The 21,602-nt window shown below is 68.9% G+C and carries 23 protein-coding genes; 11 read left to right on the top strand and 12 right to left on the bottom strand.

Translation table 11 applies throughout. The annotated features are described in order from the left end of the window. Positions 1–95 precede the first annotated feature (95 nt). Together ACQW02_RS19745 and ACQW02_RS19740 are read left to right on the top strand one after the other, a co-directional pair. Positions 96–611 (top strand): helix-turn-helix domain-containing protein, encoded by a 516-nt coding sequence (locus tag ACQW02_RS19745; RefSeq protein ID WP_431281622.1) that lies wholly within the window; start codon positions 96–98, stop codon positions 609–611. A 1,153-nt stretch (positions 612–1,764) separates the two neighbouring features. Beyond that, complete coding sequence (locus ACQW02_RS19740) at positions 1,765–2,157, top strand: YegP family protein (protein ID WP_431281621.1); 393 nt, start codon at positions 1,765–1,767, stop codon at positions 2,155–2,157. Positions 2,158–2,242: 85 nt separating this feature from the next. On the opposite strand, the gene ACQW02_RS19735 is transcribed toward ACQW02_RS19740, so the two are convergent. Continuing rightward, positions 2,243–2,677, bottom strand: coding sequence for a type II toxin-antitoxin system VapC family toxin (locus tag ACQW02_RS19735; RefSeq protein WP_431281620.1), 435 nt, complete (start codon positions 2,675–2,677; stop codon positions 2,243–2,245). Continuing rightward, complete coding sequence (locus ACQW02_RS19730; protein ID WP_431281619.1) at positions 2,674–2,976, bottom strand: hypothetical protein; 303 nt, start codon at positions 2,974–2,976, stop codon at positions 2,674–2,676. Before ACQW02_RS19730 ends, ACQW02_RS19735 begins: the two co-directional genes overlap by 4 nt. Positions 2,977–3,123: 147 nt before the next feature. Here ACQW02_RS19730 and ACQW02_RS19725 point away from each other — a divergent pair, with 147 nt between their 5' ends. From ACQW02_RS19725 to ACQW02_RS19715, 3 genes are read left to right on the top strand one after another with little or no spacing between them, the layout of a single operon-like run. Continuing rightward, positions 3,124–4,602, top strand: coding sequence for an MATE family efflux transporter (locus ACQW02_RS19725; protein ID WP_431281618.1), 1,479 nt, complete (start codon positions 3,124–3,126; stop codon positions 4,600–4,602). Next, on the top strand, positions 4,599–5,054 hold the full coding sequence (locus tag ACQW02_RS19720; protein WP_431281617.1) for a PaaI family thioesterase: 456 nt from the start codon (positions 4,599–4,601) through the stop codon (positions 5,052–5,054). The genes ACQW02_RS19725 and ACQW02_RS19720 overlap by 4 nt, the downstream gene beginning before the upstream one ends. After that, entirely contained in the window at positions 5,051–5,380 is a 330-nt protein-coding gene (locus ACQW02_RS19715; protein WP_431281616.1) for a hypothetical protein, read from the top strand. Before ACQW02_RS19720 ends, ACQW02_RS19715 begins: the two co-directional genes overlap by 4 nt. 276 nt (positions 5,381–5,656) lie before the next feature. On the opposite strand, the gene ACQW02_RS19710 is transcribed toward ACQW02_RS19715, so the two are convergent. Together ACQW02_RS19710 and ACQW02_RS19705 are read right to left on the bottom strand one after the other, a co-directional pair. Further along, positions 5,657–6,625, bottom strand: a complete 969-nt coding sequence (locus ACQW02_RS19710; protein WP_431281615.1) for a Bug family tripartite tricarboxylate transporter substrate binding protein — start codon at positions 6,623–6,625, stop codon at positions 5,657–5,659. Between the two features lie 139 nt (positions 6,626–6,764). Further along, positions 6,765–7,622, bottom strand: coding sequence for an EipB family protein (locus ACQW02_RS19705; protein WP_431281614.1), 858 nt, complete (start codon positions 7,620–7,622; stop codon positions 6,765–6,767). A 261-nt stretch (positions 7,623–7,883) separates the two neighbouring features. Here ACQW02_RS19705 and ACQW02_RS19700 point away from each other — a divergent pair, with 261 nt between their 5' ends. Both ACQW02_RS19700 and ACQW02_RS19695 read left to right on the top strand, forming a co-directional pair. Continuing rightward, a complete protein-coding gene (locus ACQW02_RS19700; protein WP_431281613.1) occupies positions 7,884–8,117 on the top strand; it encodes a hypothetical protein in 234 nt (77 codons plus the stop codon). Between the two features lie 75 nt (positions 8,118–8,192). Further along, a complete protein-coding gene (locus ACQW02_RS19695) occupies positions 8,193–8,981 on the top strand; it encodes a TSUP family transporter (protein WP_431281612.1) in 789 nt (262 codons plus the stop codon). Between the two features lie 8 nt (positions 8,982–8,989). Here ACQW02_RS19695 and aspS read toward each other — a convergent pair whose 3' ends face one another. Next, complete coding sequence (aspS, locus tag ACQW02_RS19690) at positions 8,990–10,786, bottom strand: aspartate--tRNA ligase (protein ID WP_431281611.1); 1,797 nt, start codon at positions 10,784–10,786, stop codon at positions 8,990–8,992. 124 nt (positions 10,787–10,910) lie between these two features. On the opposite strand from aspS, the gene rnd reads away from it, so the two are divergent. Beyond that, positions 10,911–12,101, top strand: a complete 1,191-nt coding sequence (gene rnd, locus ACQW02_RS19685) for a ribonuclease D (protein ID WP_431281610.1) — start codon at positions 10,911–10,913, stop codon at positions 12,099–12,101. Here rnd and ACQW02_RS19680 read toward each other — a convergent pair. From ACQW02_RS19680 to ACQW02_RS19655, 6 genes are read right to left on the bottom strand one after another with little or no spacing between them, the layout of a single operon-like run. Continuing rightward, a complete protein-coding gene (locus ACQW02_RS19680; RefSeq protein ID WP_431281609.1) occupies positions 12,088–13,611 on the bottom strand; it encodes a Ppx/GppA family phosphatase in 1,524 nt (507 codons plus the stop codon). The two genes, rnd and ACQW02_RS19680, sit on opposite strands and share 14 nt — an antisense overlap. Continuing rightward, a complete protein-coding gene (locus tag ACQW02_RS19675) occupies positions 13,608–15,788 on the bottom strand; it encodes an RNA degradosome polyphosphate kinase (RefSeq protein ID WP_431281608.1) in 2,181 nt (726 codons plus the stop codon). Before ACQW02_RS19675 ends, ACQW02_RS19680 begins: the two co-directional genes overlap by 4 nt. Positions 15,789–15,799: 11 nt before the next feature. Further along, a complete protein-coding gene (locus tag ACQW02_RS19670; RefSeq protein ID WP_431281607.1) occupies positions 15,800–16,534 on the bottom strand; it encodes a chromosomal replication initiator DnaA in 735 nt (244 codons plus the stop codon). Continuing rightward, positions 16,531–17,724, bottom strand: coding sequence for an AI-2E family transporter (locus tag ACQW02_RS19665; protein ID WP_431281606.1), 1,194 nt, complete (start codon positions 17,722–17,724; stop codon positions 16,531–16,533). The genes ACQW02_RS19670 and ACQW02_RS19665 overlap by 4 nt, the downstream gene beginning before the upstream one ends. Next, entirely contained in the window at positions 17,721–18,302 is a 582-nt protein-coding gene (locus ACQW02_RS19660) for a CDP-alcohol phosphatidyltransferase family protein (protein ID WP_431281605.1), read from the bottom strand. The genes ACQW02_RS19665 and ACQW02_RS19660 overlap by 4 nt, the downstream gene beginning before the upstream one ends. Beyond that, positions 18,286–18,891, bottom strand: a complete 606-nt coding sequence (locus ACQW02_RS19655; protein WP_431281604.1) for a hypothetical protein — start codon at positions 18,889–18,891, stop codon at positions 18,286–18,288. Before ACQW02_RS19655 ends, ACQW02_RS19660 begins: the two co-directional genes overlap by 17 nt. Before the next feature lie 144 nt (positions 18,892–19,035). On the opposite strand from ACQW02_RS19655, the gene purM reads away from it, so the two are divergent. From purM to ACQW02_RS19640, 3 genes are read left to right on the top strand one after another with little or no spacing between them, the layout of a single operon-like run. Further along, entirely contained in the window at positions 19,036–20,088 is a 1,053-nt protein-coding gene (purM, locus tag ACQW02_RS19650) for a phosphoribosylformylglycinamidine cyclo-ligase (protein WP_431281603.1), read from the top strand. Positions 20,089–20,132: 44 nt separating this feature from the next. Then, positions 20,133–20,747, top strand: a complete 615-nt coding sequence (gene purN / locus ACQW02_RS19645) for a phosphoribosylglycinamide formyltransferase (RefSeq protein WP_431285934.1) — start codon at positions 20,133–20,135, stop codon at positions 20,745–20,747. Positions 20,748–20,780: 33 nt separating this feature from the next. Further along, positions 20,781–20,939 (top strand): aa3-type cytochrome c oxidase subunit IV, encoded by a 159-nt coding sequence (locus tag ACQW02_RS19640; RefSeq protein ID WP_431281602.1) that lies wholly within the window; start codon positions 20,781–20,783, stop codon positions 20,937–20,939. A gap of 13 nt (positions 20,940–20,952) precedes the next feature. On the opposite strand, the gene ACQW02_RS19635 is transcribed toward ACQW02_RS19640, so the two are convergent. Next, positions 20,953–21,411 carry a cupin domain-containing protein gene (locus ACQW02_RS19635; RefSeq protein ID WP_431281601.1) on the bottom strand — a complete coding sequence of 153 codons (459 nt, stop codon included), beginning with the start codon at positions 21,409–21,411 and terminating at the stop codon, positions 20,953–20,955. Between the last annotated feature and the right edge of the window lie 191 nt (positions 21,412–21,602).

Below are 21,602 nucleotides of genomic sequence, written 5' to 3'. Positions count from 1 at the left end.
CAGGATGGTCAATAAAATGTCTCTGCGCAAGCAAGGAAATGACTTCAGAGTTCACAGGTCCGCCAAAATGGGCAAATCACTGCCTAACCCTTTGAATGATCGGCAAAAAATTGTCTGACGACACGGCAGTCAATGATTTCGGAGTTCAGGAGGCTAACTCTGAAGTCCCGGGCCTCGCTGATCGCCTGCGGACGGCGGTTTCCGACGCGGGTAAGCAGGCCGACATAGCGACCGCTGCAGGCATATCCTTAGGCACTCTTAAAAATTATCTTCGCGGCTCGGAGCCCAAGCTGGGCACTTTATTGACCCTCGCGAAGGTCACGAAAGTCCGCCTGGAATGGCTCGCGACAGGCGAAGGTCCGATGCACCAGGGCGACCCGGTGGCGCCGCCCGCAAGCCCTCACGAGGGCGAGGTCAAGATGTTCCAGTCCCTCAACATGGACACCCTGGCCGATGCCTTTGAAACGGCCCGCCAGGGCCTCCTCCAACGCGGTCTGATCAACCCAAATCCCAGGCGTATCATGCAGATAACGTCGATTTTGTATGATGAAATGCGCGCCGGTCGCACCCACGACGTCAGCCCCAAACCGCCCCAACCGATCGAAGAATAGCGGGGACAACTGGCCCGACCGTCTATCGGGTCGTTCCCATTTCGTTCACCTTCGGCCTTGCCAGCCGGAGACCCAGATGCCCCCGCCGCAGTCCATCATCCTCCTTCTCCAGCACCTGCTGGACGCCACGCCCGACCCCCTCGAACATGCCCTGACGGCCCCCGTTCCGGCCGGCACAGTCATCCTGTTCCACGCCTCCCGACGCGAACCCGAGACACCCTCTAAGAGCGCTTTAAGAGAGTTCGAGGAACCGACCACCGATCCCCCCGCCACTGCGAAACCTCTTGTCAAAAACCCATTTTTTCTGGGTTTACTGCGGACAGTCTTTCAGCCCTGCAGAGCGGCCCTCGATCGCGCGAAAACCCAATTTTTACCTGGCTTTCGTCCCACCACATCCCCGCTCATCCCACCTGATCCCGGCACTGCGGAAGGTCGTGGCAAGGGACAGCGAGGCTGCCGGTCCCGCAGCCGACGTCGAGCACGCGCTCACCATCAGCCAAGCCGCCGAATGCGATCAGTAGGGGCGCGAGGCGGCGGCTCCAGCGATCCATCAACTGGTCGTAGGCATCCGCGTCGCCGAAGGTATTTGCGGAGGAGGCGGTGCCAGGTGGCGATGACGGTGTCATCTCGCGGGGGCTTCGGGACGGCGGGCAGCAACAGCGTTTGACGGTGCACGTCTGAGGGACATTAGGAACTGGCGTCGAAGAATCCCATCGAACGATCGTGTCTCATTGATCCGACACCACGACGTGGGACACGACCTGAACGAATCGGCGGTGCTGGATTCGTATGCCGTTCGCCGCCAGGGTTTACAGACGTAGTTGTAAATGGCCTGGCGCCAGAAAACGGCGGAAAGTCGCGCTTTTTTTGAGGTTAGAGCCAATCCGAGGCTGACTATCGGAAGGCGTCCATCGCGGTGCAATTTCGTCGGCACCAACCGGAATGATATGATCACACTTGATCGCGGATGAGTGGGGTCGCCAGGTCTGGAACACCGAAGCGACCCCTGGCATCCGAACCTCGTCCGCATATTGGGGCGGCAGGTTAAGGGGCTCTAACAGGCGCGATCGTCTAACGACGCGCTGCTCTAGGTCAACCCCCACTGACCGACCGGCCCGACAAATGTCGGCGCCGCCTTAGTGGAATATTGACAATGAAAACGGACAGCCTGTTTTACGAGAAGTACAACGATCCAGCCGGCGATTTCCGCTGGCGCCTGTGCGGTGGAAACGGTGAAATTGTTGCCTCTGGCGAGGGTTATCGCAATGAGGCCGACTGTGACAACGCGATCGCTGGTGTGAAGGCAAGCGGCCCGGCGCCGGTTCGCGACCTGACGGACCGCAGACAGTGGGCTACGCCCGGTGGACTTGCCGGTCTTTTGGCGGCCGGCATCCCTGAACGAACACGTCAATCGTTGCTCTTGAGCGACACGATGCGAGCCGCCTTGGGCGTTCCCTTGCCGACTGGACGGGGGCTTCTGGATACCGCCCAGGCGCGCCCTGCCGCACCGCTTTACCCGATCACAAAGCCTGCGGTCCGGAAGTAAGTCGAGCGGACCGAGGGTGGGCCTTCTGGCCCACCCTCACCGCGCGCGCCGCCGGGTGGCCTCGACCGACTGCTTTCAGCGCATATCATCCAGCAGCCTCACGCAGCGGGTTCAGAACCTCGATCCCCCAAAAATCCCGCTCATTATCCGACACCACGACGCAGCCATTCGCCGCCGCCACCGCGGCCATGATCATGTCCAGCGGGCTGCGCGGGCGCCCGGCCGCCGCGCCCTCGGCCATCAGTTCCGCCCAGGCCAGCGCCGCCTTTGCGTCAAATGGCAGGATGCGGCCGGCGAACAGGGCCTGCGGTCCTTCCGCGCCCGCAAACCAGGCGTCCAGCGCCACCCGTTTCCGTCCCGCCGGCTTGCCCAGGATGCCGCGACGTATCTCGGCCAGGGTCAGCGACGCGATGAACAGGTCATCATCCGCCTGTGCCGCGAGCCAGGTCAGCAAAGCGGCGGAGGGTTCAGGCTTGATGACGTTGCTGAGGATATTGGTGTCGAGCAGGTAGCGCGTCACAGATCGACCGCGCGTTCCTCGGCGTGGGAGCGGGTGAGGTCGAGGTCTTCGCCCACCAGGGGCGAGCGGCGCAGGGCTGCCAGGATGCCGCCCGTCTTCGGGGCGGGGGCGGCGATGGTCTGGGTGACGGCCGCGCGGAGTTTTTCGGCCTGCGCGCCGTCTTCGGCCAGGCATCGGGCGACGCTGCGGATCAGGTCCCGGTCGGCGTCGCGGCCAACAACCTCGAAGCGCGCCATCCCGCGTTCCGCCAAGCGGTTCCGGTAGGCATCGACGGCGCGGCGCTGGGGCGTTTCGTTCATATCCAGACCCTCCTGCGATTATGCCCGGTTATATGGCCGGTAAGGCTTGCATCTTCAAGCAGAAGCAGCCCTTCCCACCGCGCGCCAAAAACCCGAGAGGCGGCGTCTCTCGGAATCCCCCCACGCTCTGCTACACCCCGCCCCACCATGACCGCCCCCAAAAACACCTGGCGCCAGGAAGCGCGCCTGATCCTCCTCCTCGCCTGGCCGCTCGCGCTCACGAACCTGTCGCAGATGGCGCTGACGGTGACGGATGTGCTGTTCCTCGGCCATTTGTCGGCCGAGGCGCTGGCCGCCGCCACCCTGGGCGCCAACCTGTATTGGGCCGTGCTGGCGCCGGCCTTTGGCCTGGCGATGGCGGCGGCGCCCTTGCTGGCCCAGGCGCGTGGGCGGGGGGTGCGGTTGCTGCGCGGGCGGCGTGGGGCGGTGCATGCGGCCAGCATCGCGGCCGTCGCCGCCACGCTGCCGGCCTGGGTGGTGCTGTGGCATGCGGAGGCGGTGCTGCGGCTGATCGGCCAGGATGCGGCGCTGGCGGCCCTCGCGCAGGATTACGTGCGGGCGCTGATGTGGGGGCTGCTGCCCTTCGCGCTGTTCATCGTGCTGCGCGGCTTGCTGGCGGCCGAGGAGCGGCCGCGTGCCGCCCTGGTGGTCGCGGCCATCGGCATCGTGGTGAATGCGTTGCTGAATTGGCTGCTGGTGTTTGGCGCGCTTGGTGTGCCGGCGATGGGCGTGGTGGGGGCGGGGGTCGCGTCGTCGCTGGCCAATGCGCTGATGTTCGGCGGGCTGCTGTGGGCGGTCGCTGCGGATCGGCGGTTGCGGCGGCTGCGGCTGTTCCTGCCCTTGCGCGGGGCGGGGTCGGCGCTGCTGGGCGTGCCGCAGGTGTTGCGGCTGGGGCTGCCGATCGCGGGGTCGATGGTGCTGGAGATCGGGGTGTTTTCCGCCGCGGCCTTTTTGGTCGGCGGGTTTGGCTCGGCGGCGGTCGCCGCGCATGCCATCGCGGTGCAGGTTTGCAGCTTCACCTTCATGATCCCGATGGGGATCGGCCAGGCGGCGACCACGCGCGTCGGCTACGCGACGGGGGCGATGCGGCCGGCGGCGGCACAGTGGTCGGGGTTTGTCGCCATCGGGCTGGGGGCCGGGTTCATGGCGGCGATGGGGGTGCTGCTGGTGGTGTTTCCGGGCGCGCTGGCCGGGGTGTTCCTGGGCGGGGATGATCCGTTGGCGCCCTCTGTCGTGGCTATCGCCGTGCCCTTGTTGCTGGCGGCCGGGGCGTTCCAACTGGCCGATGGGGTGCAGGTGGTGGCGACCGGCGCCTTGCGCGGCTTGGGGGATACGCAGGTGCCGATGCTGCTGGTCGGCATCGGCTATTGGGTCATTGGTTTGCCGGGGGGCTGGTTGCTGGCGCATCAGGGCGGCATGGGGCCGTTGGGCATCTGGATCGGCCTGGCGGTCGGGGTCGGGGTCGTCGCCAGCCTGATGCTGTCGCGATGGACGCGGCTGGCGCGCCGCGGTGCCCTGACGCCGCCTGGCGGCGATGCTGAGACGCCGCCCGGCGGCGATGGCTTGACGCCGCTTGGCGGCGATGGCTTGACGCCGCGCCGCCGCCTGCGACCCTTCGCCGCATGAGCGATACCAAACCGATCTGGCGCAAGCCGAACGACCCCGCCGAGTTGAACGCGCGCATGGCGGATACCATGCCGGGGCTGCTCGGCATCCAGCTGCTGGAATTCGGCCCCGATTGGCTCAGCGCCGAGATGCCGGTGGACCGTCGCCACGCCCAGCCCGCCGGCATCCTGCATGGCGGGGCGTCGGTGGTGCTGTCGGAAACGCTCGGCAGCGTGGCCTGCTGGATGGCGGCGCCCGAGGGCATGGTCTGCGTGGGGTTGGAGGTGAACGCCAACCACGTCGCCGCCGTGGCTGTAGGGCAGACCGTGACGGCGATCTGCCGCGCGCTGCACATCGGCCGCACCACCCAGGTGTGGCAGACTGAGATCCGCCGCGCCGATGGCAAGCTGGCCTGCATCAGCCGGCTGACCTGTGCGGTGATCGACACGCCGACGCCGGGGTTGCCGCGATGAGCCTGCGTCCTATCGCCGCGTCGCTCAGCGTCATTGGCGCGATCGCGGCCGTGTTGCCGTGGTTCGAAGTGGTGGCGCCGCTGGAACTCGGATCGGTGCCGCTGTTCGTCGCGATGCTGCCGCTGGCCATCTGGGGCGCCGGCATCACCGGGTTCAAACCCTGGGCGGTGCGGGTACTGGCGCCGGTGTCGGTGGGGTTCGCCGCCCTGGGCGTGCTGGGGTCGGGGCTGGCGATCAGCCAGGGCGGCGCATCGGTCGTGCCGGTCGTGGCCGGCGCGGTGGCGGTGGCAGCACCACTTCTGGCCATGTGGCTCTGGCGGCGCTGATGGGCGTGCAGTCATGGGGAAGTTGCGCTTTGAAAGGGGCTTTGCCCCTCTCAAACTCTCCCCACCAGGGGCCGCCGCCCCTGGACCGGCGCGATGTATTGGAAAAATAATGGGAGGGGCATCGTGCGCCCTCGATCAAGGGGGCGCCCGTGATGCCCCTCCCATTATTTTGCCAAATCCCGTGGGTTCCAAGGGGCCACGGCCCCTTGGTGGGGGAGGTGTGGAGGGGGCGAAGCCCTCTCCACGGCGCACCCTCCCCAATACTTCAACCCCGCGTCACTCGATCCGCACGTTGTTCGCCTGGATGATGCGTCCATAGGCCGCGGTCTGTTCCGTCAGCCTGGCGCGGAAGGCCGCGGCGCCGTCGGCCGCCACTTCGCCGCCCAGGTCCTGGATGCGGGCGCGGATGGTGGGGTCGGCCAGGACCGTGGCGATCTCGCGTTCCAGGCGCGCGATGATGGCGGGCGGGGTGGCGCCTTGCACCAGGATGCCTTGCCAGGTGCCTGAATCGGGTTCTGCCCAGCCCAGTTCGTGGAAGGTCGGCAGGTTCGGCACGGCCGCCAGGCGGTTGCGGCCGGTGACGGCGATGCCGCGCATCTGGCCGTTCACGACATAGGCCTGCGACTGGGTCGCGCCGGCCAGGGTCAGGTTCGATTCATTCGATGCCAGCGACAGCAGCGCCGGTGCGCCGCCGCGATAGGGCACCGCCACCATCTCCGTCCCCCAGGACGCCGCGAGTGACAGGGCCACCAGGTGCGACAGGGTGCCGGTGCCGGAATTGGCCGCGTTGATCTTGCCCGGGTTGGCCTTGGCATAGGCCATGAGTTCGGCCGCGTTCTGCACCGGCAGCGTGTTGTTCACCGCCAGGATGTAGGGCGCGTAGAGCAGCATCTGCACGGGCGCCAGGTCGCGCACATTGTCGAAGGGCAGGCGCGGGAAGAGGAATGGGTTGGTCGCCAGGACCGACACGTCGAGCAGCAGCATCGTGTGCCCATCGGGCCGGCTTTTCGCGACGAAGTCGGCGCCGATATTGCCGCCGGCGCCGGGGCGGTTGTCCACGATCACCGCCTGGCCCAGGGCGCGGCCGAGCGGGGTTGCGATCAGTCGGGCCAGGATGTCGCTGGTGCCGCCGGCGCCGAAGGGGACGACGATGCGCAGGCTTTGGGTGAAATCCTGCGCGATCGCGGGGGCTGCCAAGGTTGTGGCGCCGGCGATGGCGGCTTGCAGGATAGTGCGACGGTCCATGTGACGATTCCTCCAGACGCCCCTCTCATGTGGGCGTTCCATGAAGGCATTGTCACGCGTTCAGCGCCCCACGCGCAAGCCGGGCCGATGCGCCGGGGTGGCGAAGCATGCGGTCGGCGGTGGCCGGACCGATTCCGCGTCAGCAGCCGCCGGGCAGCGGCACCATTTCCAACATCCGGCCGCCCATCGCGAATTCGCCGAAATCCATCGACAACTCGTCGGCCACGCCGTTTTCGAAGTAGCGCAGCCCGACCTCGTATTCCGGGGCGCTGGCGCCGCCGCTGGCGCCATCGGCGGGCGCGCGGCTGAAGAAGGCGATCCGCATCCGCGCGGAGGAGAGCGCCGCCAGGCTGGGGAAGCGTTCGTTCGGCTGCGGGCCGGACCAGCCGGCGATGATGGTGGTGCTGTCCTGGGCGCCATCCTCGCTGGTGCCGTCGAACAGCGGCGCGGTCAGGATGCGGCCGCCGCCGCGGGCCAGTTGGACGGCGCGCAGGGTGTGCAGCATCGGCAGCAGGGTGCCGGGGGGGAGGCGTTCTTCCTTCACCGTGGGTTGGGCGTAGCGGACCACGCCGGAGCCATCGGCCTCCAGCAGCGCCTCGCCGGTCACCTGGGTGCGGATCGCGCCATTGGCCGTCTGCACCATGGAAAAGCGCAGGCGGCGGCCGTCCTTGGATTCATAGGTCGAGTAGTCGGACGCGGTGTCGATGTCGTTCCCGTCGGTGTCGGTCAGGGTCATCGTCAGCCGCTGGCGGGTCGCCCAGCCTTCGCAGGCGTCCGTCACCTCGAAGACCATGGCGCCCTTGGCCTCGCGGATCTGGCTGCGGTCGCGGGCGCGTTCCAGGGTCAGGGAATAGGCGGCGCGATGGGCGAGGAGGGTTTCCATGCCCGCGATGGCGCCCGGGGCCGGGGGGGAGGCGGGGGCCTGGGCGCCCAGCAAGCCGGCGAAGAGCAGCGCGACCGCGGGGCGGAACAGGTCAATCGAAGGGCGGCGGCGCATGGGCGGGGCACTCCAGACGGGATTCATCCTCCCATCTAGCGCGTCCCCCGCCTGTCCGCACCCTTTGGGCCGGGCGTGTCGATTTATGCGCCAGGGTCCGTCGTGCTTTGCCACGCCCCGGCGTCTATCCTGCGCCCCATGCCAACACTGCGGATATCCTTCGTCTTTTCGTCCGGGGCCCGGATCGGCCCTGGGAAAGCGGCGCTGCTCGAAAGCATCCGCGATACCGGCTCCATCTCGGCTGCGGCGCGGGAGATGGGGATGGACTACAAGCGCGCATGGTCGCTGCTGGATAGCATCAATCAGGCTTTCATCGAGCCGGTCATAAGTGCTGCGCCGGGCGGCGCGCGCGGCGGCGGCGCGCGGCTGACGCCTTTCGGGACCGAGCTTCTCGAGCGCTACCGGCGGCTTGAAAAGGCGGCGGTCGCGCTTGCGTCGGAGGATATGGAAGCGCTTGGCAGGCAAGCAGTGCCCGAGATAGGCCCCAAAATCTAACGATTGTTCGTCGTTTGCTTCTCCCGCTGAAACTTGGAGATCGCTATGGTATTTTTGCCATAGCGAAAAAGCCTCATGAGCAATCGGGAACATGTGCTGGCGGCCCCGTTCCTCGGCGGCACCGTCATTGGCGCATTGGGCGGTCTGATCGGGTTGGGCGGCGCGGAGTTCCGACTACCGCTGCTGATCGGCCTGTTCCGCTTTGCCGCTCTTGAAGCGGTCATCCTCAACAAGGCGATGAGCCTGGTCGTCGTCGCCACGGCGCTGCCCTTTCGGGCGGGCACGGTGCCATTCGGCACGGTCGCGGCGCATTGGCCCATCATCGTCAATCTGCTGGCGGGCAGCCTGCTCGGCGCATGGTTCGGGGCGGGCTGGGCAACCAGGCTGACGTCGCAAAGCCTCTATCGCGTCATTGCCGTCGCGCTGGTGCTGATCGCCGCCGCGCTGTTGTTCGCGCATGACACGGCCAGTTCGGGGGCGCTGCTGACGGGGCTGGCGCAGGCCTTGGCGGGTGTCGTCGCCGGCTTTGGGATTGGTGTCGTCGCGTCGCTGCTTGGCGTGGCCGGGGGCGAGTTGCTGATTCCAACGCTCGTGCTGCTGTTTGGCGCCGATATCAAGCTGGCGGGCAGCCTGTCGCTTGCCGTGAGCCTGCCGACGATGATCGTCGGCTTCACCCGCTACAGCCGGGATCGCAGCTTTGCCGTGCTGGGGCGGAACCGCCGCTTCATCCTGGTGATGGCGGCGGGGTCTGTCCTCGGCACGTTCATCGGCGGCCAGTTGCTTGGCCTGGTGCCGACGCCCGTGCTGCTGCCGCTGCTGGCCGCGATCCTGCTGATGTCAGCGGTGAAGGTCTGGCGGCACTGACACTGCCCTTACCCCTTGGCGGGCGGCAGCACCCAGCGCAGCGACAATTCCTTCATCCGGATATCCTCGACCGGCGCCGGGGCGCCCATCATCAGGTCTTCGGCCTGCTGGTTCATCGGGAAGAGCACGACTTCCCGGATATTCGGCTCATCGGCCAGCAGCATCACGATGCGGTCGATGCCGGGGGCCGAACCGCCATGCGGCGGGGCACCGTAGCGGAAGGCGTTGAGCATGCCGCCGAAGCGGGCCTCGACCTGCTCGGCCGAATAGCCGGCGATTTCGAAGGCCTTGATCATGATGTCGGGGCGGTGGTTGCGGATGGCGCCGGAGGACAATTCGATGCCGTTGCAGACGATGTCGTATTGGTAGGCGTTGATCGTCAGCGGGTCCTTCTCCATCAACGCCTCCATGCCGCCCTGGGGCATGCTGAAGGGGTTGTGGCTGAAGTCGATGCGGCCGGTGTCCTCGTCCTTCTCATACATCGGGAAGTCGGTGACCCAGCAGAACTTGAAGCAATCGGCCTCGATCAGCCCCATGTCGGTGCCAAGTTTGGTCCGCGCCTGGCCCGCCAGGCGGACGGTCGCGGTTTCCGGGCCGGCGGCGAAGAAGACCGCATCGCCATCCTGGGCGCCGCAGGCGGCGCGGATCGCGGCGATGCGTTCCGGCTGCAGGTTTTTCGCGATGGGGCCGCGGGCTTCTCCGCCGGCCTCAAACGCGATGTAGCCGAGGCCGCCGGCGCCCTGTTCACGCGCCCATTCGTTCATGCCGTCGAAGAAGGAGCGCGGGCGGGCGGAGCCACCCGGGGCCGGGATGGCACGCACGATGCCGCCGGCGGCGACCGCGCGGGCAAAAAGGCCGAAGGAGGAGTCGCGGAAGGCCTCGGTCACATCGGCCAGGCGGATCGGGTTCCGCAGGTCGGGCTTGTCGCTGCCGAAACGCAGCATCGACTCGGCATAGGGGATGCGCGGGAAGGGGGCGGGGGTCACGGCGCGCTTGGTGCCGGAGTAGTCGGAGAATTCCTCGAACACCCCGTGCAGCACCGGCTCGATCGCCGCAAAAACGTCTTCCTGGGTGACGAAGCTCATCTCGAAATCGAGCTGGTAGAATTCGCCCGGGCTACGGTCGGCGCGGGAGGCTTCGTCGCGGAAGCAGGGCGCGATCTGGAAGTAACGGTCGAAGCCCGCGACCATCGCCAACTGCTTGAACATCTGGGGCGCCTGCGGCAGCGCGTAGAACTTGCCGGGATGCAGGCGGGCGGGGACCAGGAAGTCGCGCGCGCCTTCGGGGCTGCTGGCGGTCAGCAGGGGGGTTTGGAATTCGGTAAAGCCCTGGGCGACCATGCGGGCGCGGATCGAGGCGATGACCCCCGCGCGCAGCATCAGGTTGCGGTGCTGGCGTTCGCGCCGCAGGTCCAGGAAGCGGTAGCGCAGGCGCAAATCCTCGGGGAATTGCTGTTCGCCCGCGACCTGGATCGGCAGGACCTCGGCCGCCGACTGCACATGCACTTCGCGCACCCGCAGTTCGATGGCGCCGGTCGGCAGGTGAGGGTTCACGGTGGAGCCCTCACGCGCCACCACGTCGCCGGTCACGGTCACGACGCTTTCCGGGCGCAGCTTGTCCAGCACGTCGAAGACGGCGCTACCGGTCGGGATCACGCATTGCGTCAGCCCGTAGTGGTCGCGCAGGTCGACGAAGAGCAGCCCGCCATGGTCGCGCTTGCGATGCACCCAGCCGGACAGGCGGGCCGGGGAGCCGGCGTCGGTGGCGCGCAGGGCGCCGCAGGTGTGGGAGCGATAGGCGTGCATGAGGAAAACCCCAAAAAAATCGGATCAGGCGGCGTCACAAGCGGGGGGGAGCCCTCCATGTCAACCCCGATAGCCGGCCTGGGCGACTTCCCGGCCGTCCCTTGCGCGGATAGAACGGGTGGGCATGCCACGACGCCCCCCACACGAAGACCCCGCCCCCGTCCTGGTCACCACGACCGATGCCTTGGCTTCGCTCTGCGAGCGTCTGCGCCAGGAGCCTTTCGTCACGGTGGATACCGAGTTCATGCGGGAGAGGACCTATTGGCCCGAACTCTGCGTGGTCCAACTGGGCGGGATGCACGATACCGCCGTGGTGGATACCCAGGCCGAGGGGCTGGACCTGCTGCCGCTGGGGGCACTCCTGGCCGATGAAAGCGTGGTCAAGGTGTTTCACGCGGCACGGCAGGATGTCGAAATCTTCCTGCTGAAATTCGGCGCCGTGCCGGTGCCGATGTTCGACACCCAGGTCGCGGCCATGGTCGCGGGGTTTGGCGACCAGGCGAGCTACGACAGCCTGGTGCGGGCGCTGGCCGGGGCGGCGATCGACAAGGCGCATCGTTTTTCCGACTGGTCGGCGCGGCCGCTCTCCCCCGCCCAGATCGCCTATGCCGCCGCCGACGTGACCCATCTGCGCCGGGTCTATACTGCCCTGCTGGACCGGTTGGAGACGGAGAACCGGCTGGATTGGGTGCGCGCGGAAATGGCCGCGCTGGACAATCCCGCGACCTATCGCACCGAACCCGAGGATGCCTGGGAACGGCTGAAGCCGCGCACCAGCAACCGACGCTACCTCGGCACCCTGCGCGCCGCCGCCGCCTGGCGGGAGCGGGAGGCGCAGAGGGTCAATATCCCCCGCCAGCGCCTGGTGCGGGACGAGACCTTGCTGGAAATCGCCGCCTCCGCGCCATCGGACGCCGCCGAATTGGCGCGCGCGCGCGGCATTTCCGACGGGTTCGCGCGCGGAAAATCCGGCGTGTCGCTGCTGGCCGCGATCGCCGAGGCCACGGCCCTGCCGGAGGAGGCGCTGCCCGAGGCCCCGCGCGAAAAGCACAATGGCCCGCCGCCATCCCCGGCGCTGGTGGCGTTGCTGAAGGTGTTGCTTGCGACCAAGGCCGAACAGCACGATGTGGCCCCGCGCCTGATCGCCAGCACCGAGGATCTGGAGCGGCTGGCGGCCGAACCTTCCCCCGATGTCCCCGCCATCCATGGCTGGCGGCGGGTGGTGTTTGGCGAGGATGCGCTGGCGCTGAAATCCGGCCGGGTCGCCCTGGGCGTGGACGGGCGGAAGGTGAAGCTGATCGTCAGCCCGGGCTGACGACCACCGTCGCCTGGACGCCGAGCGCGGCGCCCAGGGTTTCCAGCCGGCGCAGCACGCTTTCGCCGGCAAAGACCCCGGTGCCTTCCGACAGGCGCAGGGTCAGGCGCCCATCGGCGCGGGTCATCGACGTCCCGGCCAGCAGGGCCGGCGTGCCGCCCGACAGGGTATAGGCCAGGCGCAGGGCCGCCCCCAGCGCCTCCGCCCGGCGGATCGCCATGCCATCCAGCAGCATCCGCGCGGTGCCGAGCCAGGGGGAATCGGCCTCCGCCTCGTAACGCAGGGCCGTGGCCAGGGCCAGGAAGGCGCGGGTGTGGTGGTCCAGCCCCACGCCCGGCTGCCGCAGCACGCGCCAAAACGCCTGTTCGGCGCGGTAGTCCGGGTGGTCGTGGCTGCCGATGTCCGACAGGGTGCAGGCGGCTTCGCGCAGGGTGGCGCCGGCCGGGTCCTCGGGCGAAAAAATGGGTGCGGTCCAGGCGGCCAGGGCCTGGGGCAGGGCCGGGTCGCGACCAAAACGGTCGGCCAGTTCGCGGGCGGCCTCCGGCAGCGGATCGACCGATCGGGTGGCGGGCGACAGCAGGCGGGAATACCAGCCTTCACGCAGCCCATTGGCGCTGAACACCACGCGGCGGGCGCCGGTCGCACGCAGCAACCGGCGCAGCACCACGGCGGCGAAGGGCAGGTCCTGCACGCGCTTGGCGGGGGCGCCGGGCATGCGTTCCAGGGTGCGGCGGGTGGCGGCGGTGACGACGCTGGCCAGGTCCCGCGCTTCTTCCCGGCGCAGCACGTAGTGATGCACGATCGACAGCGGATAGGCGGTCTGGGCCATGTGGATGCGCGCCAGGGCGCGCCAGGCGCCGCCGACGAGGTAGAGGTCGCGCCCCGCGCCCTCCGCCAGGAAGGGGACGGTGGCCAGGTCGGCCTCGGCGATCGCGCGGGCGCGGGCGGGGTCGTTGTCGGCGCGGTCGGCCAGGCGGATGGCGCCCAGCGGCAGGCTGGCGATGCGGCCCGGCGTGCCGGCCGACAATTCGACCAGTTCCAGGGAGCCGCCGCCGAGGTCGCCCAGAATGCCATCGGCGCCGGGGAAGCCGAGCAACACGCCCTCGGCCGACAAGCGGCCTTCTTCCGATCCGGCCAGGATATGCACGGGCATCCCGGGCAGCATGCGTTCCAGGGCCGAGACGAAGGCCGGGCCGTTCAGCGCGTCGCGCACGGCGGCGGTGGCCAGCACCGCCACCGGCGTCGCCCGCATCGCGCGGGCGATGGCGTGGTAGCGCGTCATGACGGTCAGGGTCTGTTCGACCGCTTCCTCGTTCAGCATGCCGGTGGTGGCGAGGCCGCGGCCGAGGCCGAGCACCGCTTTTTCGTTGAAGACCGCGACCGGGTTGCGGCCGCGTCCTTCGAAGACGACAAGCCGGACCGAATTCGAACCAAGGTCCACGACGCCGCAGCGCGGCGGCGCGGCGTCATCCAGCAGCGCCGGGTCGCGCGAAAGAACGGCGGCGGTCAATCCTGCTTCACCCGGTCCTGCTTGCGCTTCTGGGCGGCGCGGGCGGGACGGTGCAGCGCGCTGCCACGGCCGGAAAGGGAAGGATTGGTCATGAAATACTCATGCGCTGAAACCGGGTTCGGTCCCGGGTCGAGCCGCGTGTAGACGCCATCGGCCCCCAAGGTCCAGGACTGTGCGGTGTCCTGCAGGTTCAGCACCATGATCTGGTCCAGGATCTGCGCATGGACCGTGGGGTTTTCCACCGGCACCAGGGTTTCGACGCGCCAGTCCATGTTGCGCGCCATCCAGTCGGCGCTGCCGATATAGACGCGGGCGCGGCGGCTTGGGAGTTTGTAGCCATTGCCGAAGACGGCGATGCGGGAATGTTCCAGGAAGCGACCGACAATCGACTTCACCCGGATGTTGTCCGACAGGCCGGGCACGCCGGGGCGCAGGCAGCAGATGCCGCGCACGATGCATTCGATCTGCACGCCGGCCGCACTGGCGCGATACAGCGCATCGACCAGGGTTTCGTCGACAAGGCTGTTCATCTTCAGCCAGATGCCGGCAGGCTTGCCTTCCTGTGCGAAACGAATTTCCTGTTCGATCAACCCCATCAAGGCCGGGCGCAGGGTCAGCGGCGCGAAGGCCAGCGCCTGCATTTTCTCCGGCCGCGCATAGCCGGTCATGTAGTTGAACAGCCGCGCCGCATCCTGCGTCAGCGCCGGATCGGCGGTGAAGAAGGACAGGTCGGTGTAAATCTTGGCGGTGATCGGGTGGTAATTGCCGGTGCCGAAATGGGCGTAGGATTTCAACGTGTCGCGTTCGCGCCGGACCACCAGCGAGACCTTGGCGTGGGTCTTCAATTCGACGAAGCCATAGACGACCTGCACCCCGGCCGCTTCCAATTCGCGGGACAGCGCGATGTTGCGTTCCTCGTCGAAGCGGGCCTTGAGTTCGACCATGGCGGTGACGGATTTTCCGGCCTCCGCCGCCTCGATCAGCGCGCGCGCGATCGGGCTGTCGCGGCTGGTGCGATACAGCGTCTGCTTGATCGCCACGACATTCGGGTCGCGTGCCGCCTGGCGCAGGAACTGCACCACGACGTCGAAGGATTCGAACGGGTGGTGGACGACGATGTCCTTGGCCGCGATCGCCGCGAAACAATCGCCACCGAAATCAAGGATGCGTTCGGGAAAGCGCGGGGTATAGGGCGTGAACAGCAGGTCGGGCCGGTCGTCCACGATCAGTTGTTTCACATCCGACATACCGAGCAGCCCATCGACGACGAAGACCGCTGAGGGGCTGGCGTCCACTTCCTCGGCGATGAAGGCGCGCATATCGGCCGGCGTGCCGCTGGTGACTTTCACGCGGATGGCGCGGCCGCGGCGGCGGCGCTTCAGCGCGTCTTCGTAGGAGCGGACGAGGTCCTCGGCCTCTTCCTCGAACTCCACGTCGGTGTCGCGGATCAGGCGGAACAAGCCGCGTTCGGCGGTGATGAAGCCGGGGAAGAGGCGCGGCAGGTTCATCGCCACCAGATCGTCCAGCAGGACGAAGCGGATCGGCTCACCGCGTTCGGAGGGCAGGCGGATGAAGCGCTCGACCTGCGGCGGCAGCGGGCAGAGGGCGCGCATGGTGCCGCCGTCCTCTTCCCGCACCAGTTTCAGCACCATGCAGAGCGCGAGGTTCTGGATGAAGGGGAAGGGATGCGCCGGATCGACGGCGAGCGGCGTCAGCACCGGAAAGACCCGGTCCATGAACCAGCGGTCGAGCCATTCGCGGTCGGCGGGGGTCAGTTCCTCGGTCTCGCACAGCACCACGCCGGCGGTGCGCAATTGGCCGCGCAGGGATTGCCAGGCGGATTGCTGGCCCTCGATCAGCGCCCCGGCGCGGCTGTTCAGCGCGGCCAGTTGCTGCGCCGGCGACAGGCCGTCGGGCGACAGGGTGGTCAGCCCGGCGCGTTCCTGGCCCAGCAGGCCGGCGACGCGGACGGAATAGAATTCATCCAGGTTGCTGGCCGAGATCGCCACGAAGCGCAGCCGTTCCAGCAGCGGATGGCTGGGGTTGGCGGCTTCTTCCAGCACCCGGTCGTTGAACGCGAGCCAGGATAATTCGCGGTTGATGAAGCGTGACGGGGCATGCTGCGTCGTCGCGGAGGCCGGGGCGAGGGGGGCAGGGGGTGGTATGGGGGCGTTCATGACACAGGACGCTACAGCAGCGGACCAACATCCGGCGAGTGTGTCTGAGCGATTGCCAAGAAACCGTCATGATGCGGCGCATCATCGGGCGCGAAGCCATCCCAATCGGCCAGGGCACCACGCACCATGGCGCGCGTGACCCGACCGCGTTCGGCCAGGGACGCACGGTCGATCCGGGCCGCGGCTTCCCGCACCGCGGCGGCTTCGCGCGGCAGGCGCAGCAGCAGCCAGTCCTGCACCCCGGCATCGACGATCAGCCCGGCCTGGCCAAAATGGCGGGCGAGCAGGGCGGAGAGCAGCGCGTCCGATGGTTCGGCAAGGCCGGTCGCCGTGGTGGCGCGCAGCCGACTGGCGAGGTCGGGCAGGGGGGTGGCCCAGCGCGCGGGCGGGGCGCGGCCGGCCAGCAGCAGCGGCGCGCCGGCCTCGGCGCAGGCATTGATCAAATGGAACAGGGCCGTGTCGTCGGGCACCAGGTCGGCGTCGTCCAGGGCGGTGGGCGCGGCATCGGGCAGGTCGCGCAGGCCGGCGCCATCCAGCACGCGCCAGCCGCGTGCGGCGGCGGTCGCGCGCAGCAGATGGGTTTTTCCGGCGCCGGGCGGGCCGAACAGGGCGATGCGGCCCATGGGCCAGCGCCGCGGCTCGGCCAGCCAGGCGCGGGCCTGGGCGTTGCTGTCGTCGGGCAGGAAGGCGGTGGCCGAATAATCCTCCGACGTCGGCAGCGGCAGGGCCAGTTGGCGGGGTGTCATGACCCTGTCCGGGGTGGGTCCAGATACAGCGGGCTGGCGAGGTAGCGCCGCAGCCAGTAGCGCGCCAGCACCCCGATCGCCGCGGCCATCGGCACCGCCAGCAGCACGCCCAGGAAGCCGAAGGCGACGCCGCCGGCGAAGAGGGCGAAGATCACCCAGACGGCATGCAACTCGACCCGGTCGCCGAGCAGGCGGGGGTAGATGATATAGCCCTCGATCACCTGGCCCACGGCAAACACCAGCACGACCAGGCCCAGCCCATGCATCGTGCCCCATTGCCCCGCCGCCAGGAGCAGCGCCGCGGCAAAGCCCGTGATGGTGCCGACATAGGGGATGAAGGACAGCACCCCCGCCAGCAGCCCGACGAGCAGCCCCAGTTCCAGCCCGATCAGCGACAGCCCGACGGCATAGAGCCCGCCCAGGATCGCGCAGCAGATCAACTGCCCGCGCAGCCAGGCGGCCAGCACCCGGTCCGTATCCAGCGCCAGCCGCCGCAGCACCGAGGCCGAGCGACGTGGCAGCCAGGATTCGATCCGCGTCATCATGAAAGGCCAGTCGCGCAGCAGGTAGAAGCCGCAGACCGGGGTCACGATCAGCAGGGTGAAGACGCTGAACAGCGCGAACCCCCCGCCCAGCAGCCGCGCCCCGGAGGTGCCGATGAAGGACAGGATGGCGCCCACCTGGCCGACCGCCAGTTCGCGCAGCCGCGAATCCATCAGGTCGGGGCCGATCTGTTCCTCCAGCAGGATCAGCGCATCCCGCAACTGCGCGCCGATCGAAGCGATATAGGCCGGCAGGCGCAGCAGCAGGATGCCGATCTGCGACAGCAGCAGCGGATAGAGCAGCACCGCGGCCAGCAGCAGCAGCGCGGTCAGCAGCAGCAGCAAAAGAAATGCCGCAAGCCCGCGCGGCACGCCCATCCGGGTCAGGCGGGTCGTCGGCGGGTCGAGGAAATAGGCAATGACCGCCGCCAGCACGAAGGGCGTCAGGATCGCCGAGAAAAGCCAGACCGAGAAGAACAGCGCCCCCAGCAGGCCGAAGATCAGCCCCAGGCGTTGTCCCCGGGTGGCGCCTTCCTTCGGCGGCGGCGGGGCGCGCGGCGGATCGGCCGGGCGCGGGTCCGGTGCCGCGCGCACCGTCACGGCGCGGCCTTCGAGGGGGGAGAGCAGCGGGCCGTTGGTGTTGCTCATCGCGGCTGCCGCGCGGCGCCAATGACATAGGCGGCACCCGAGACGATGGTCGTCGCCGTCACGATCCAGACCAGCGCGGTCGTCACCGCCGGCGGCGGCATGCCATAGGCCATCATCGCCAGGGTCGCGGCGACCAGCGCGATCTGCGCCACCGTATTGGCCTTGGACGACCGGATCGGGTTGATCTGCGGCCGAGAGCCCGCCCAGGTCAGCACCAGCACACCCCCCACGATCAGCACGTCACGAAACACCACCAGGATCGCCAGCCAGTCCGGCAGCGCGCCGGTCAGCGCCAGGGTCACATACATCGACACCAACAATGACTTGTCCGCTAACGGGTCCAGCACCGCGCCCAGGGCCGATCGCGTATGGCTGCGCCGGGCCAGCCAGCCGTCGATGCCGTCGGAGATCCCGGCCGCGACGAAGAGCAGGAAGGCCGCCTGGTATTCGTGCTTCAACACCAGCCAGACCGTCGCCGGCACGGCACAGAGCCGCGCCAGGGTGATCAGGTTCGCCAGGGTGAAGGGCCCGGCTTCCTCGATCCGTTCCGGCGGCGGGGGGTCAGACGCGTCCGGCAAGGCCGACGCGCCATCCCTCGCCAGGGCGCGCGCCCTGCGCCATCCGCAGCCCGGAGGCCATCAATTCGGTCGCGACCTGGGCCGCCGGCGCCCGCAGCCCCAGGCGCAGCCGCGCCTGGTCGGTCGAGATCGCCAGCACATCGACCTGCGCCACATTGCCCGAGGCCAGCAGCCGCCGCCGCACATCCAGCCATTCGGCCAGGCTGGCGTAGCGGGCCGTGACCTCCAGGTAGGTCGCGGGGATCTGCGACCCCCCTTGGGGGCGCGGCGCCGTCGCGGGGGCCGCGGCCAGCCTGCGCCCGGCGAAGGCCTGCACCCGTTCGGGGTTGAAGTTCACCGTCAGCCGGCCGGTGTAGGTGGTGCGCGTCGTGCGCTCCTCCTCCACCACCACGCTGTCGACCATCGCCTCGATCTGGCGGTCGGAGGCGGTGGGCAGGCCCATCTCGGACGCAAGCCGGGTATAGGCATTGCGCTGGGCCGCGATCATGCCGCGTTCGCGCGCGGCCACGGCGTCATCGGCCGTTGCCTCCGCGACCACGCCGCGCTGGTTGAAGCCGCCCTGCGTCGCCTCCGCCTGCGGGGCCGCCATGGGGGGCAGTGCCTGCGCCCGGACAGCGCCCGGCATCGCAAGCAACCCAGCCGCCATGAGCCCAGCGGTTGCGAGCCCGCGCCTGATGTGATCCATCTGCCGTCCCTATTACGCCCTGCCTGTCCTACCCGATCGGACCCTTCGATGAACAGCCTGACCTATCGCGACGCGGGTGTGGACATCGAAGCCGGCGATGCGCTGGTGGAGAAGATCAAGCCACTCGCCAAATCCACCAACCGCCCGGGGACCATGGGGGGACTCGGCGGCTTCGGCGCGCTGTTCGACCTCAAGGCGGCGGGTTTCACGGACCCCGTGCTGGTCAGCAGCACCGATGGCGTCGGCACGAAATTACGCCTGGCGATAGAGGCCGGCATCCATGACACCGTCGGCATCGACCTTGTTGCGATGTGCGTGAACGACCTGGTGGTGCAGGGCGCCGAGCCGCTGTTCTTCCTGGATTATTTCGCCACGGGCGCGCTGGATGTCGCCGCCGCGGCCCAGGTCGTTTCGGGCATCGCCGAGGGCTGCCGCCAGGCCGGCTGCGCCCTGGTGGGCGGTGAGACGGCTGAGATGCCGGGCATGTATCAGGCCGGCGACTACGACCTGGCCGGGTTCTCGGTGGGGGCGGCCGAGCGCAATGCGCTGCTGCCGCTGGATGTCGGGGCGGGTGATGTGGTGCTGGGGCTGGCGAGTTCCGGCGTGCATTCCAACGGGTTTTCGCTGGTGCGGCGGGTGATCGCGGCCAGCGGCGTGGCGCTGACGGCGCCGGCGCCCTTCGCGCCCGATGCCACCCTGGGCGCGGCGCTGCTGACGCCGACGCGGATCTATGTGCGGTCGCTGCTGGCGCTGCACCGGGCGGGGCTGCTGAAGGCCGCCGCGCATATCACCGGCGGCGGGCTGCCCGGCAATCTGCCGCGCGTGCTGCCCGAGGGGACGCTGGCGGTGCTGGATGCCGCCTGGCCGATCCCGCCCGTCTTCGCCTGGCTGTCCCAGGCCGGTGGCGTGGCCGGTGAGGAAATGCTGCGCGTGTTCAACTGCGGCATCGGCATGGCCGTCGTGGTGGCCGAGGCCGATGCCGCCGCCGCCACCACCCTGCTGACCGAGGCCGGCGAGTCCGTGCATCGCCTGGGCCGGATCGAGGCCGGCAGCGGTGAGGCCGCCGTGCGCTTCGACTCCCCCGCGGGCTTCGCCATTTGACCAGGCGCCGCGTCGCGGTCCTGATCAGCGGGCGCGGCAGCAACATGGCGGCCCTGCTGGCCGCCGCCGCCGACCCGGCCTATCCGGCCGACATCGCGCTGGTGCTGTCCAACAAGCCCGATGCCGCGGGGCTTGCGACCGCCGCGGCCGCCGGGGTCGCGACCGCCACCGTCGCCAGCCGTGGCCGCGACAGGGCGGGGTTCGAGGCCGCGATGCAGGCGGTGCTGGAGGCCCATGGTATCGAGATCGTGGCGCTGGCCGGGTTCATGCGGGTGCTGACGCCGGGGTTCGTGGCCGCCTGGGAGGGCAGGATGATCAACATCCACCCATCCCTGCTGCCGTGTTTCCCGGGGCTGGACACCCATGCGCGCGCGCTGGAGGCCGGGGTGCGGCTGCATGGCTGCACCGTGCATCTGGTGACGCCGGGCGTCGATGAAGGCCCGATCCTGGCCCAGGCGGCGGTGCCGGTGCGGCCGGACGACACCGAGGCGCGTTTGGGCGCGCGCGTCCTGGCCGAGGAGCATCGCCTGTATCCGGCGGCACTGGCCTGGCTGGCGGCGGGGCGCGTGCGGCTGGAAGGGGGCAGGGCCATCGTCGATGCCCCCGCCGCGACCGGCAGCCTGGTGAACCCCCTTGCGACTGCGTCCGGCGCCGGTTAACCCCCAATCCGATACCACCCTGGAGACACGGCCATGGCCGAGCAGTCGCACCCCGTCGAATTCGTTGAAGTCCGGGCCCAGGACATCCTGGCGAACCGTGAGGCCGCCTGGGAGTCCTTCGGCAAGGCGGCGACCTATGGGATCGCGGCCGTCGCGGCCCTGCTGGTGCTGATGCTGATCTTCCTGGTCTGACGGCGGCGGTCCCTCAGACCAGCAATTCCACCCCGCAGGCCGCGGCGCAGCGGTGCATCTCCGCCCGTGCCGGGGCGGATGGCGGGCCCGACGGGGCGGGCGCCTGCGTGGTGCCTTCCGGCAGTAATTCGCCCAATTTTGCGTAATAGGCCTCGTGCAACCGCCCAGGCGCGTTGACGATCAGCATGCGCGCGACCTCCGTCGTCGCGTTGCGGAACTGGTGCTGGGCGCCGTTCGGGATGCCGACCCAGTCACCCGGACCGGCCTCGATCGTCTTGCCCTCCACGATGAATTCGTAATGGCCTTCGAGGATGTAGAACCCCTCGTCATCGCCGGGATGGCGCTTGGGCGGGGTGCCCGCGCCGGGCATCGTCGTGCATTCGGACACAAGGAAATGCGCCCCGGTCGAGGGCGTGGCGCGGAAACGCAGGATATTGCCGAACAGATGACGGCAGGCGTCCTGATCGAGCATCGGAACCTCCTGACAGATGGCACTGCTTGGGCCCTGCATGTCGGGGTCGGCAGCGCTGTATGGCTGGCCTGGGACTGCTGCGAACGAGGCACGGCCGAAAGGCGGGCCGTGGCACGGGGCGATGCTACCCCAGGTCGCTGGTGCGATGAAAGTTCGCTCGTGAATCGGGGGCGAAAACGGCGGGCCATGCC

This window comes from Humitalea sp. 24SJ18S-53 (assembly GCF_050632385.1).
GTDB lineage: Bacteria > Pseudomonadota > Alphaproteobacteria > Acetobacterales > Acetobacteraceae > Humitalea.
Note: the sequence above shows the minus strand (reverse complement) of the source record. Positions and strands in the feature narration are given on the sequence as shown.

What these genes read in the sequence shown, in the direction of transcription:
- ACQW02_RS19745 (WP_431281622.1), top strand. Translation starts at nt 96, where the DNA reads ATGATCGGCAAAAAATTGTCTGACGACACGGCAGTCAATGATTTCGGA.
- ACQW02_RS19740 (WP_431281621.1), top strand. Translation starts at nt 1,765, where the DNA reads ATGAAAACGGACAGCCTGTTTTACGAGAAGTACAACGATCCAGCCGGC.
- ACQW02_RS19730 (WP_431281619.1), bottom strand. Translation starts at nt 2,976, where the DNA reads ATGAACGAAACGCCCCAGCGCCGCGCCGTCGATGCCTACCGGAACCGC.
- ACQW02_RS19725 (WP_431281618.1), top strand. Translation starts at nt 3,124, where the DNA reads ATGACCGCCCCCAAAAACACCTGGCGCCAGGAAGCGCGCCTGATCCTC.
- ACQW02_RS19720 (WP_431281617.1), top strand. Translation starts at nt 4,599, where the DNA reads ATGAGCGATACCAAACCGATCTGGCGCAAGCCGAACGACCCCGCCGAG.
- ACQW02_RS19715 (WP_431281616.1), top strand. Translation starts at nt 5,051, where the DNA reads ATGAGCCTGCGTCCTATCGCCGCGTCGCTCAGCGTCATTGGCGCGATC.
- ACQW02_RS19710 (WP_431281615.1), bottom strand. Translation starts at nt 6,625, where the DNA reads ATGGACCGTCGCACTATCCTGCAAGCCGCCATCGCCGGCGCCACAACC.
- ACQW02_RS19705 (WP_431281614.1), bottom strand. Translation starts at nt 7,622, where the DNA reads ATGCGCCGCCGCCCTTCGATTGACCTGTTCCGCCCCGCGGTCGCGCTG.
- ACQW02_RS19700 (WP_431281613.1), top strand. Translation starts at nt 7,884, where the DNA reads ATGGACTACAAGCGCGCATGGTCGCTGCTGGATAGCATCAATCAGGCT.
- ACQW02_RS19695 (WP_431281612.1), top strand. Translation starts at nt 8,193, where the DNA reads ATGAGCAATCGGGAACATGTGCTGGCGGCCCCGTTCCTCGGCGGCACC.
- aspS (WP_431281611.1), bottom strand. Translation starts at nt 10,786, where the DNA reads ATGCACGCCTATCGCTCCCACACCTGCGGCGCCCTGCGCGCCACCGAC.
- rnd (WP_431281610.1), top strand. Translation starts at nt 10,911, where the DNA reads ATGCCACGACGCCCCCCACACGAAGACCCCGCCCCCGTCCTGGTCACC.
- ACQW02_RS19675 (WP_431281608.1), bottom strand. Translation starts at nt 15,788, where the DNA reads ATGAACGCCCCCATACCACCCCCTGCCCCCCTCGCCCCGGCCTCCGCG.
- ACQW02_RS19670 (WP_431281607.1), bottom strand. Translation starts at nt 16,534, where the DNA reads ATGACACCCCGCCAACTGGCCCTGCCGCTGCCGACGTCGGAGGATTAT.
- ACQW02_RS19665 (WP_431281606.1), bottom strand. Translation starts at nt 17,724, where the DNA reads ATGAGCAACACCAACGGCCCGCTGCTCTCCCCCCTCGAAGGCCGCGCC.
- ACQW02_RS19655 (WP_431281604.1), bottom strand. Translation starts at nt 18,891, where the DNA reads ATGGCGGCCCCGCAGGCGGAGGCGACGCAGGGCGGCTTCAACCAGCGC.
- purM (WP_431281603.1), top strand. Translation starts at nt 19,036, where the DNA reads ATGAACAGCCTGACCTATCGCGACGCGGGTGTGGACATCGAAGCCGGC.
- purN (WP_431285934.1), top strand. Translation starts at nt 20,133, where the DNA reads ATGGCGGCCCTGCTGGCCGCCGCCGCCGACCCGGCCTATCCGGCCGAC.
- ACQW02_RS19640 (WP_431281602.1), top strand. Translation starts at nt 20,781, where the DNA reads ATGGCCGAGCAGTCGCACCCCGTCGAATTCGTTGAAGTCCGGGCCCAG.
- ACQW02_RS19635 (WP_431281601.1), bottom strand. Translation starts at nt 21,411, where the DNA reads ATGCTCGATCAGGACGCCTGCCGTCATCTGTTCGGCAATATCCTGCGT.